Annotated in this window: 10 protein-coding genes; 6 read left to right on the top strand and 4 right to left on the bottom strand. The window is 62.5% G+C overall.

Annotation, left to right across the window (positions count from 1 at the left end; translation table 11 throughout):
• Positions 1 to 100 precede the first annotated feature (100 nt).
• A complete protein-coding gene (locus tag IFS44_RS13065) occupies positions 101 to 1,756 on the bottom strand; it encodes a hypothetical protein (protein ID WP_192098745.1) in 1,656 nt (551 codons plus the stop codon).
• A 552-nt stretch (positions 1,757 to 2,308) separates the two neighbouring features.
• On the opposite strand from IFS44_RS13065, the gene IFS44_RS13060 reads away from it, so the two are divergent.
• Positions 2,309 to 2,794, top strand: a complete 486-nt coding sequence (locus tag IFS44_RS13060) for a hypothetical protein (RefSeq protein WP_206757840.1) — start codon at positions 2,309 to 2,311, stop codon at positions 2,792 to 2,794.
• A 325-nt stretch (positions 2,795 to 3,119) separates the two neighbouring features.
• Entirely contained in the window at positions 3,120 to 4,973 is a 1,854-nt protein-coding gene (locus tag IFS44_RS13055) for a hypothetical protein (RefSeq protein ID WP_192098743.1), read from the top strand.
• Positions 4,974 to 5,135: 162 nt separating this feature from the next.
• Here IFS44_RS13055 and IFS44_RS13050 read toward each other — a convergent pair whose 3' ends face one another.
• From IFS44_RS13050 to IFS44_RS13040, 3 genes are all read right to left on the bottom strand, one after another.
• Positions 5,136 to 5,618 carry a hypothetical protein gene (locus IFS44_RS13050; protein WP_206757839.1) on the bottom strand — a complete coding sequence of 161 codons (483 nt, stop codon included), beginning with the start codon at positions 5,616 to 5,618 and terminating at the stop codon, positions 5,136 to 5,138.
• Between the two features lie 29 nt (positions 5,619 to 5,647).
• Positions 5,648 to 5,881 (bottom strand): hypothetical protein, encoded by a 234-nt coding sequence (locus IFS44_RS13045; RefSeq protein ID WP_192098741.1) that lies wholly within the window; start codon positions 5,879 to 5,881, stop codon positions 5,648 to 5,650.
• A 320-nt stretch (positions 5,882 to 6,201) separates the two neighbouring features.
• Positions 6,202 to 6,483: a hypothetical protein gene (locus IFS44_RS13040; protein WP_192098740.1), complete on the bottom strand. Its 282-nt coding sequence runs from the start codon at positions 6,481 to 6,483 to the stop codon at positions 6,202 to 6,204.
• A 188-nt stretch (positions 6,484 to 6,671) separates the two neighbouring features.
• Between IFS44_RS13040 and IFS44_RS13035 the strand changes: the two genes are divergently transcribed.
• From IFS44_RS13035 to IFS44_RS13020, 4 genes are all read left to right on the top strand, one after another.
• Complete coding sequence (locus tag IFS44_RS13035) at positions 6,672 to 8,018, top strand: hypothetical protein (protein WP_206757838.1); 1,347 nt, start codon at positions 6,672 to 6,674, stop codon at positions 8,016 to 8,018.
• Positions 8,019 to 8,072: 54 nt separating this feature from the next.
• Complete coding sequence (locus IFS44_RS13030) at positions 8,073 to 8,903, top strand: hypothetical protein (protein ID WP_192098738.1); 831 nt, start codon at positions 8,073 to 8,075, stop codon at positions 8,901 to 8,903.
• Complete coding sequence (locus IFS44_RS13025; protein ID WP_192098737.1) at positions 8,900 to 9,454, top strand: hypothetical protein; 555 nt, start codon at positions 8,900 to 8,902, stop codon at positions 9,452 to 9,454. Before IFS44_RS13030 ends, IFS44_RS13025 begins: the two co-directional genes overlap by 4 nt.
• A 346-nt stretch (positions 9,455 to 9,800) precedes the next feature.
• The gene (locus IFS44_RS13020; protein ID WP_192098736.1) at positions 9,801 to 10,460 is read left to right on the top strand and encodes a hypothetical protein; all 660 of its coding nucleotides are present in this window, start codon (positions 9,801 to 9,803) and stop codon (positions 10,458 to 10,460) included.
• Positions 10,461 to 10,783 lie beyond the last annotated feature (323 nt).

Raw genomic sequence — 10,783 nt, 5'->3', positions numbered from 1 at the left:
CGGCCTCCGCGTGAGGAGAGCAACGGAATGAATTCGAACGCCAGCCGGACGTCGTGTCCCTGGCGCACCCACGTCCACGCATCGACCAGGCCGGCCACCGCTACTTCGATGGGTCGCTCCAGTTGAAGAGCGTTTCGAGCTGAGCGTCCGACACGTGTCCGGCAGCGTCGCAGAACACGGCCGGCACGCCGGCGCCGAAGAAGCGGACGTTCTCGCGTCCGAAGATCTCCTGCGCGCTTCTCACGGCGCTGCCGGGCTTGAAGTCATCAGGGATCAGATCGCTGGGACCGAGAGGTCCCTCCCGCCCCGGCTTGTGGTCGACGATGGTGCACTTCACGGGCTTCGTCCCGTCGGCGCGCTGCTGCCGGGCGGCGAAGAACGATCGGTAGCTGACGTCGTCGGGCGGGAGCGAGTATCCCATCAGCACTATGTGGTTGGCCCCCATCACCAGCGCCCGCAGATCGCGCTGTATCTCGTCGATGAACGACGGGGGCGTCTGCTTGAACGAGCTCTGCATGACCGTCTGGGAGTGCTGCGTCGTCGTGATCGTCCCGCAATGCAGGCAGGCGCGGGCGTCGACGACGCCATCCTTCCACAACCGCCTCTCGGTCTTCCGATGCTTCTTGTCGACGGGGTGCAGCTTCCCGAGATTGGGATACTCCTTTCGCCGATCGAACCCCTTGAGCGGCGGCGCCGGAATCAGGCTTTCCGACCACAGATCCCATTCGTCGCCGTGATAGGCGGACAGTTTGCCGCAGTCGGGGCATTCCCTCCAGCAAAGACAGCCGTGGGGGAACAGGAACTTCGTCAGCCGGATCCTCGACCCGCCTGCTGGCCCGGTCTCGTTGAGCCGCTGAGCGGAGGCTTCGTTCATCGGATACCACAATGCCGGTCGTTTGTTCGGCTCGATCCGGCGAGACGGAATGAAGTGCCCCATGTCGTGATACAGTTGCAGCGGGCCCCGGCCGGCCATGGTCGCGCGCGATCCACGGTTGAGGTCCCTGTTGGCGACGAACTGGGCCCATAGGGCGATAGGGTCGTAGTTCAGGCTCACGAAGCTGATGTCGGAACGGATGAACTCGGTGCGGTCGAAATCCTTGGAGAATGCCGAGCCGTCTTGCTGCATCCGTCGTCCCAGCCAGTCGGCGAACAGGCGGTACGGCTCGAGAGCGTTCGGATCGGCGATGCACGTCTGGTAGTCGACGTACAACACCGTATGCAGAAGCATCTTCAACGCCGCTTTTGCGCCCACGAGCCGGCGGCCGTCGAGGAAATCACCGTTCTGATCCCGAAAGCCGTGGCCAGAGGGCGCATGCATGTCGAGGATGTTGAAGAGGTCGTTGATCTTGAAGTCGTCTGACCGGATCCCCGGACAGATGCGCATGACCGCCTGCAAGGCGGGCCAGTCATAGGTGAGGCGGAGTGCGACGATGCGCTCGCTCAGATGCTCCACCGATGCGCCCTTCGCACAGCTCCTCCTCATCGCGGCGATCTGCTCGTCGCTGACGACATGAATGCCATCGGCCGATTTCGCGTCATCTCCCAGGATCGTCAGCAGGTCCCGCAGAAGTCGGCGGTAGCGGCCGTCGACGCCCGGACCGACGGCTCGCTTGACCCTGGAACGCAGGGATCTTCGTCCCGGCGCCCCCGCGCCGGTGAGGTCGACGATGAACTTCCCCTGTTGCCCGGTCATGCGCATCCTCAGGCTCGCGGTTGCGCCCGCCCCCCAGAAAACCACAGTCGCATCGTCGCTCATCGTCCGTCCCGTGAACCGCTTTTCCAGTTCCTACCATTAGGTGCACACTCGGTTGTGTACCAGACGGCGGTCGTGCTCCGGATTCCGGTCGGTCGGACTTCAGGCTTCGAGCCGAGATCCTGCGCCTCAACGCCGACGTACCGGGAGCAGGCAATTCCGCGGCCCACTCGGCACGCCCCTGACAGCCGAACTCTCGACGCGGCGGCCGTATGCACGACTTCAAGGGAGCAGGTAGGGCATCGGCCGTCTGTACCCGAACGCGGCTCGCCGCACGGCACGTGCTTCTCCAGTCGGCGAACGACGTTCTCCACGATCCTGACCGAACGGTTTCGGGAAGCCGCGCCCTGATCGATCGGGCCTCAGAACACGTTTCGAAGGACAAGATCATGGCGACCTATGATCCCATGGCTCAGTTCGAGGGCCATCACGCCGTTGTTCGGCCGCGCGGCCAGCCTCATTGCCGCCATTGCCGTTGGCTCGGCTCCAGCCATTCGATCCGCATCTGGAGGTCCCGGCTAGACTCTTGCGGCGATGCTCCATAGCCTTCGTTGCATGCCAAACCTACATGACGCAGCGAAGCTGGTGCCGGCACGGCTCGGCCCCAGCGCTCCTCTGGGATATTTCCGGTCCTTGGAGGTAGAGACCAATGCGACGGAGTTCTGGGTCGTCGAACGCGACGGGGTGAAGTTCGCGATCATCCTGAAGGCGAGCGATCCCAAATGGATATTCGAAGCGTTCGTTCTGAGCGACGACGACATCGCTTGGACGGGCGTGAGCCTCGGACCGGTCGAAGTGTTGGTCGATCTGGAGGCCGGGACGTTCGTCGACGCCCCGCGCTTCGCAAGGGGCGCGATCAGCATCACGGGCGGCAAGGTTTATGTATCGGCGGTGCCATCCGGTCGGCTGGGGAGCCGTGTGGCCTTTGACGTCGGCACCAGCGTCAATGCCTCTGACGGAACCACAGGACTGTTCACCAAATGGCAGCTCATCCAACGCGATCATGAGGGCCGTCCCGTTGTTCTCTTTGAGCTCGGTTGACCGGACGGCGACCGTCCGAGCGGTTCCTGGCCCCGCCTAACGGACAGCGAGCCAGGCCGAGGGTTCCCAGAACCCAAATCTGCAGCCAACCCCCGAAACTGTCCCGCCGTCGCCGCTCGCTTCGCTTGCCTGTGCATGAGACTGCGCGTCCTTGCTTCATCTGCGCGCTTGATCGGGATCACGGCCCATTTCGAACTTGAGGGGCACGTTCGCTAGATGGTTTCTAAGAAACTCCCGATACTGCGAACGGCTACCATGACGGTATTGAGGCGTGGGCCCGAGACGACGCGCGTCGAACCGACACCGCGCCCCACGAAGGGATAGCATGACGAACTCAACCAGCCTCAGTTCATCGATCGGTCGCATAGAGGTCGCGCTCACTCGTGCCGCCAAGGCTCGCGAAATCCCTGACTATGCCTCCTTTCAGGCCTTCATGGGCGGCAGGCTGAAAAGCGAGCGCGAGGCCATAATGCGAACGCCGCATGCGAAGCGCGCGGCCTTCAGCAGTGCAGCGATGATGCTGCTGACCAGATATCACGAAAGGATGAAGTCGGGGCGGACGAGCCCCATGGACTTCCGACGCTACAAGCTACTCCGCAGTCTGTTTCTCGATGGCGGTCGCGGTCAACAGGTCGTCGACGCGCTACTGCACGACACGCTGCCGGACGATCCGACGCTAGACGCCGAGAACGTCAGCGCCGCCGCGCTGCGCGTACGCCTGCTTTCGGCCATAGAGCGTGGTGCTTATGAGGACGCCCAGTTTCTTCTCGGCAGCCTGGATGAAGCAGACCATGATCCTGGTGAGAGGGCCTTTCTCCGTGCGTTCGCGGCCTACGCCGCAGGCAAACTCGACCGGACGATCAGTAGTGCCGCACAGGTTCCCCACGACGCGATCGATCGACCGAGGGCTGCGTGGCTAGCCGCCAAGGCCGCGGCTTTGAATGGAGATGCGGCGACACTCGAACCGCTTCTTGCGGAGATCGGTGACGGACTGACCACCTGCGGTTGGCTCCACCTTCTCGAACTGCTTCATCCGACGCTTCACGACGGCGAACTTTCATTCTTCACGTCGCGGTTCCCGAAGGTGAACTTCATGACCGGTTCTGATCCGGCCTACGGCGAATGGGCGATGCGGCATGCTCAGATGATGGGGCGGCAGATTGCACGCGATCGTGAAATGATCGATGCGGCCGAGGCGACCGGCGAGATGCCCTCTCAGGACCAGATCTCGTCAGATCCCGTGTTCCACCACGGAAAGGCGGCTTGGATGGTCGAGCATCAGCTCGGTGGACGCGGACGAGCACCCGATGTCGCCGCCCGTCTCTACCCGTTGATCGCAGGCGGCGACCTTCGAGCGTTCCGAACGGCACTGGAACTCCTGTCGGCGGCGAACGAATCGCGGGAAGTCATCTCACTCGCCAAGCGCTTTCCCCATGGCCCAGGGCTCCCTTGGCATCGTGACGTCGACAGCGTCGCTACCGTCCATACGGCAGCCGTGCTGATCGGGGACAGGTCAGCTCGCAGGTTCGAGAAGCTGCTCGGACCCGATCGGATAGCGCCGAGCAGTCTCGCGGCCAATCGCCTGGCGATCGCAAACCGGCTTACTGTCATGGGACGACTATCGTTCCTCGCGGCGGCCGCCAGCCTGGACGAAGCGCGGGAAGCGAACGATGTCTGGCGCGACTGCGGGCTGATATCCCTCGGCCTGTTCCGGGCCATCGAAGTCGAATTCAATGCCCGTCTCGTACGACCGCTCGCGGCAGGCATCGATGCCAGCGCCCTCAAGGGAACCGTTACGAAGGGAGCCTTGAAGAACGTGCTCGGCAAGCTAGCGAACCCCGAAGGCAAGGGGATGATGCTCGGGGAGTTGACGAACCTGCTCTCCGAACTCGCGGCCCCTGCGATCGACGGCTCCCCTGAATCCACAGCACGAGGAGCAATGCGGACGCATTTCGCGACGCTGCTCAGCCAGAGCGGCAAACGAGACGACGCCATGAACGGGCTCGCGGATATGATCGGTTCGGCAACCGCCCGGTATCGAAATCCGCCTGCACATGGCCAGTTCCTGCGCCTCGAAGATGCCGCCGCAGCGCTGATCCACACCGAGGAAGCCCTCGACCGACTCTCATCATGGTTGCCGAGGACCGCGCCGCTCGCTCGACGCCCTGCCGTCCCGTGAAGCCGCGCCCCACTGACTGTATCAAACTTGCACCCTGTACTTCGGTGATCAACAGCTGCGTCGACCATGGCAGACCCGGGCCGATCACCCCACCTGGTAGCGCTTGGCTCTGACGCCCGAACATCGGATTCCGTAACGCATCTTCGGCCTGACAAACCTATCTCAATGAGCAAGATGACCGTATTTCTCGACTACCGAATACAAGCTGGCGTAGTTTCGGCGCTCCAGAGCTCCGTCGTACCTGAACGCCTTCTTCGTCGCGATACTAGTGAGGACGTCATAGTGTTCCGGCAACGTCTTCTCGGTAGCTTCCCTGATCTTCGGCACCAGGGTATTGTCGCGGGCTGATGGCGTCACATGCCCAGACATGATGGCGTCGCTCGCGATACGGAGCTGATAGAAGTACGTTTCCCCGGTCGTAGCGATCGATATGAAATGATCGACCTCGCCCGCCTTCTCACAATTCACGTACGATGTGATCGCAGCGATGTACTTTTGAAACGTCTCCTCCTGCCGCTCCATGAGGCTGCGCGAGTTTTCGAACCATTTCTGCGACACGTCAGCCCGCTCCTTGCGGGTCATGAAGAGCCGGGACGTCAGGAACCCGAGTACGAAGGTGATGATCGGAGCGAAGTCCTTGACCATCGTCAGAGTCGCGGGGCTCACTACCGCCACTACTTATCCTTAGCTCGTCCGAGAAGGGACATGATGGTATCTGCTTCCGAGGCGTAGACGCGTGTTTCAAAGCCGGTGAATATCTGACTGGCCGCTCTTCGGCCGGCGTCCTCGGCGCTGAACCCCTGACGGACCAGGGCATCGACCAGTTGAACCCATTGGTCCGACTGCGTTTGAGACGGGCCTGAGGGCAGGCCGTATTTGATCATCAGAGAATGCGAGATGCTCGCCATGTCTTATTCCTAGCAGTTTCTGTTGAATGGAGATGTGATGCTCGTGCGACCCGTATCACGAACCACGATGAACTGGTCGGTAGGCCTTGAATATTTGCAGCTGCTCGTGGCCGACCAAGCCCTCGTGATAGCGATAGTTACCGAGTCCGGCGTCATCGAAGGCGGTATTCGTTCCGTGACATGCGCCGAAAGGCAACTCGATGCCCGCGCCAGCACTCTACGCCAGGTGCACCGCCGGATGTACGCCGGAGCATCCGATTGCGGCCAGCATCCCCGACGCTGCTCCAAGATGCGCTGGTCCAATTGCCATGCCCTTGGCTTTACCAGGATATCTCCTGGTTCAAGTTGCGCTGGACGAAGTCCATCCCCACGCTTCGCAGAAACGGGTGCCACGGCTGTGGACCCATGAAATGTTCGTGTCGGCCATGACGCCAGAACACCGCTGCGCCACCGGCCAGTCCAGCTTCGTTCGCCCGCATCTCCAGTTCCTGAAGCAGATCGTTCTGATCATTCGACGACATCTGCCCGAAACGGTCGTCCAGCGGGAACAACAGCATGTCCTGCCCCTGTTCACGAAGGTGCGCGACTTGATACGACGGCATTACGGCTGATCCTTCTGGCTCTTCCAGGTTAACACTGCATCAACCAACTTTCAGCTTTCGCGCTTTCCCGCAACCCGAACAACAACCAGATTGGTCCTGCTCGTCGCTTGGTGACGATCCATGCCGCACGCTCTCCTTCGACTTGCTCCCGATACGGTTCGGCGTCAGATGGCGCGCGAACTCTGTGGATGGAAGACGATGATCGAATGACGGCCGCCGAGAAAGCACGATCCGAGTGGTTGGCGACGGTAGAGGCCTTCGAGGCGGCGACAAGCTGGAAAGGGTGGAAGCAGAGGGCATCTCGCAGGACGCTCCTCCGGGATCTCTACGTCCTGATGCAAACCACCCCGGGCAATCTGCTTCAGAAGTTCGACGACTTCGACGAAGCCGAGCTCGAGCGTCGCGCCCGCCACATCATGTGTCATATGGGTGCCAGGGAGAAGTGCTCGGTCGCCACGCCGGCGGAGGAGGCTCTCATGCGTTGCGGCGTCATGCTGCGCGCGCTCGACGAGCTCCTTCTCGAGGGCGACGAGCACATCGCCGACGATGCTCCGGAATGCTGGCTCACCTCAGATGGCGAGCACTACGTGATTCCGACGCCCCGACCCGTCATGCGTGAAGGCGGCCCACGAAGGCGGCAGGCGTTCGAGCGGCGCGGTCTGCTCAGGCATCGGGTGATTCCGAGACGCGTCGACGACGTCGACATCGTCGTCGATCTGCATCCCGATGTGTCGGAACCTCTCGGTGCAGACATCCGACGCACGATAGGATGCGGAATCTTCGAGGGCTTCACGCTGGGCTACGACAAGATGGGCGAGGATCGCTTCATCGTCACCTCGGTCGATTGCGACGGAGGCATGGCACCGGCGCTGGATCGTCATTGCGCGCAAGCCAAGGAGGCGGACTGCGACGTTCTCATCTGGCCCGAACTGACGATCCCACCCGACAGGGTCGATCAACTGCGCCGGAAGCTGAGCGATTCTCCCCTCCGCACTGCGCTGGCGCCGATCGTGGTCGCTGGGTCTTGGCACGTGAGTGAGGACGGCACCTACCGGAACATGTCGCCCGTCCTCGATGGTCGCGGCGGCGATCTGGAGCCGTTCGGCAAGAGCAGGGTCTTCGTCTTCGAAGGCCGGTCCGAGGCCATCGAACCCTACGGACGCATCCATGTACTCGTGACGGATCAGGAGCTCATCGCCTTCGCGATTTGCAAGGACTTCTGCGACAAGGCCAACTCCATACCGACGCCGGTGACCAAGCTCGACGTCGACCTCGTGCTCGTCCCTTCGATGGGAAGGCCCAATACGATGACCGCGCACCGAGACGCCGCCGACGACATGAAGGTCGGCTTCGGCTCCAGGGCGATCGTTGCCCAGCAGACCTACCCGCTTAAGGGGACGGATGCGGTCGGGTATCTACTGCGAGGTCTTGCGGAACCGCGTGAGACGGAACTGAAGGCCTTGGCCGGGAGTAGCGGCTTTACTACATTTCAGTGTGAGCAGAAGCCGGATCGGTTCAGCACCCCGAAAGCGTAAAGTGTTGTAAATCGAATTGTGGCAGGTGTATCATCCTTGATGAGGGGAAAAGACATGGAAGAGACTATGGAGGCACTGGCATACGACCAGGTGGATGCCGCCGCCGCTCGAGACGTGGTCTGGACCGCCTTGGATAGTCAGGTCGGCTTTCGCGAGGCATACTCGGCGCTCTGCCGCTGGACGTGGCGCGCGATGGTGGAACGGCGCCTCGACGACGACCTTCGCTCCTGGCACCGACTGCTGTTAGACGCAGCGGGCAAACTCGCCGGAGCCGCACCGGCTGCGACCCCGCGTACCCGTGCGCGTTCACGATTGGAGCCCGCCGCCGCGGCCGAGCGGCTTCGTGCGCTCGCCGACATGGTACGGCTTTCCATCGACGCCGCGGCCGCATCGATCCCGACGGAGCTCGGAAAGCGGGCGCACGTACTCGAGATACTGCGCTTCCTCACCGAGCGGGTCGGCGAACACGTGGAGCGCGAGCAGATAAAGAAGGCCGTCGGTCTGGAGGATGCGAATCTGTCGAGGGTGCTCACGCTGATGACGGCGAACAGCCTCGTCGAGCGTCTACCTCTCGGCAAAGTGGCATCGTTCCGCGCGACCCAACACGGTCTGGCGTTGGTGACCGCCCCCGATCCGAAGGAGCGGGAGCGTGCAAGGGTGGAGATGCCGCATCCACCGATGCCTGATCTCGATCGAGGGAAAAGGGCACACTTCGAGCCCCTGACCGTGGTGAAGTACTTCGGCGGCGATGGTGCGGGAGACCGCGACGTCACCGGGCCCGTAGACCACGAGCCGACCTACAGGCCGCCGAAGATCATGCGAGGGCCCAGCGCGTTCGGATCCCGAAGGTCGCCGCCCCTACGGATAAGGGAGCTCGTCCAGTGAAGACGCCAGCTCGAGGCCGGGCCAAGATCGTCAAACCTTCCAGCCGCACGACGATCGGGTCCGACAAGCCCGCCACCAGGACGGGCTCCGTCGAGGAGGGACCGGATGATGAGGAGGATAAGACCGTATCCCTGTACGGGGATCTTCATGGCGGACTCACCATGATCCGCGCGTCCAGCGTCCGTCTCGTGCTGACCTTCGGTGAGCTGTCCGACGGTCGCGATGTCCTGGTGCCACTGGTCGACTGGCAGACCTACGGCCACCTCATGTCCGCCGGCGTCGAACCTAAGGCCGAGGACAAGGGTCCCCTGCTCAGTTCGACGATGCTCTCATTGGACAATCTCGCATTCCTCCTACAGGATCTCTCGTACGACACGCGTGATGCCGTGCGACTGCTCGCCACTCAGTCGAAGGCGGGCGTCTCTCCGGTGGATGAGCGGACCCGCTACGCCGCTCGCATGCTGAGGCTGGCCTCAAAGCACCTCTCCAGCGCAGCCGATCAGATGGAGGACCTGCTGGAGGAACCCGACGAAGACGAGGAGAGCGCATAGTACGAACCGTCCGCATGAAGCCGAACGAGGAATCGTGTCCGGAAGACTCCCTGATCAGGTGATCGAGAACGGAGCCTCCGTCCTAGGAAGGCGACTTCGGTCGAGCGCCTCATGTACCGCAGGCAGCCGCGGCTGCGGAGCTCGTCTAGCGATCGATGCAGCAGACGCCCGGTTTGAGCTCTTCTCCCGACGAGACCCGCACGACGAGCGCTGCCCAGTACCGTCAGGACCGGGATGCCGACGGGATACCGTTGGACCGGTCCTCGACGGCGCCGCCGGGCGGCCATGGAAAGGCATTTTCGAGATGCGCGGAGATACAGCTCTGTCCGCCATGATCGGACGCTGCATGGTGCAGCCGGACGGCTTCCTCTCCTTGTCGAAATCGACGTCGTGGAGGCTGGGAGCCGTGCTCTTCGCTCGCCGCGCGGACGTCTTTGCAGTGGTGCGAAAGGCGCCAGGGAAGCAGAGCGCCTATGAATTCGAAGGTCTGCACGCGCTGCCGGGAGGAATGACGCGCACGCGCGGGTCGTCCGATGGCCAGAGCACTGCGCCGGAGTATCTTCTGCGCGCCTCCTTGTTCGACCGCGTCCACCGGGAGGCCGGCTTGACCAGGGAACAACTGCAGGATCCGGTCTTCGCGCCTGTCGGACCGATCGTGTCCAGCTACACGGCGAAAGGACAGCGGCGCTTTACGTTGATTGTGCCCTTCGCGTGCCGAGTGGCGTCCGGTGCGCGCTTGCAGGTCTCCGATCGATCGGTCGATGAGAGCTTGTGGATGCCCGTCCCGCCGCCTTGGGAGAAGCTCGCTCCTGGGAACCGCATCGTCATCGCCCATCTTCTCTGGAACGACATGGACGAGGACCAGCGCGCCGCTGCTCGGCCGCTCGTAGCTGAATCGGCGCGACGGTGTTCCGATTGGTCCATGTCCATCGGAGTACCGCCAGTACCGCCCCCATGGGCGAGCGAGGATGAAATCACGAGATGGTGCGGAGGTTGGCCGCGATAGTCTGGACCCGCATGGCTTCGATGTTGGATGCGAAGGCGCAGAGGGCGGCGCTGTCCTCTTCCTTCGCCCGACACCAGTGCCCAAGAGACCTCTCACTATTTTGGCGCAGGGCATGTCGTTGAACATCGGCCACCGGGCTTGAGGTACGGAGGCGGATGCCGTTCAACCTTCATCATGCTGCTCCAGTGCTTCAACCTCGCGGTCTACATCGATCGATCGTTTGCAAAGGCGGTTGCGGTCCCGATCGCAAAAGGGCATTTTCGCTTACATGGGTTAGCTTACATTTTGTGCGAACGCCTTAGAGGGACGGGCAGTTCAAGAAT

The organism is Sphingomonas sp. CFBP 13706, assembly GCF_014842355.1.
Lineage (GTDB): Bacteria > Pseudomonadota > Alphaproteobacteria > Sphingomonadales > Sphingomonadaceae > Sphingomonas > Sphingomonas aerolata.
The sequence above is the reverse complement of the archived record's forward strand: the minus strand, read 5'-3'. Positions and strand labels throughout refer to the sequence as shown.

What these genes read in the sequence shown, in the direction of transcription:
- IFS44_RS13065 (WP_192098745.1), bottom strand. Translation starts at nt 1,756, where the DNA reads ATGAGCGACGATGCGACTGTGGTTTTCTGGGGGGCGGGCGCAACCGCG.
- IFS44_RS13060 (WP_206757840.1), top strand. Translation starts at nt 2,309, where the DNA reads ATGCCAAACCTACATGACGCAGCGAAGCTGGTGCCGGCACGGCTCGGC.
- IFS44_RS13055 (WP_192098743.1), top strand. Translation starts at nt 3,120, where the DNA reads ATGACGAACTCAACCAGCCTCAGTTCATCGATCGGTCGCATAGAGGTC.
- IFS44_RS13050 (WP_206757839.1), bottom strand. Translation starts at nt 5,618, where the DNA reads ATGGTCAAGGACTTCGCTCCGATCATCACCTTCGTACTCGGGTTCCTG.
- IFS44_RS13045 (WP_192098741.1), bottom strand. Translation starts at nt 5,881, where the DNA reads ATGGCGAGCATCTCGCATTCTCTGATGATCAAATACGGCCTGCCCTCA.
- IFS44_RS13040 (WP_192098740.1), bottom strand. Translation starts at nt 6,483, where the DNA reads ATGCCGTCGTATCAAGTCGCGCACCTTCGTGAACAGGGGCAGGACATG.
- IFS44_RS13035 (WP_206757838.1), top strand. Translation starts at nt 6,672, where the DNA reads ATGGAAGACGATGATCGAATGACGGCCGCCGAGAAAGCACGATCCGAG.
- IFS44_RS13030 (WP_192098738.1), top strand. Translation starts at nt 8,073, where the DNA reads ATGGAAGAGACTATGGAGGCACTGGCATACGACCAGGTGGATGCCGCC.
- IFS44_RS13020 (WP_192098736.1), top strand. Translation starts at nt 9,801, where the DNA reads ATGGTGCAGCCGGACGGCTTCCTCTCCTTGTCGAAATCGACGTCGTGG.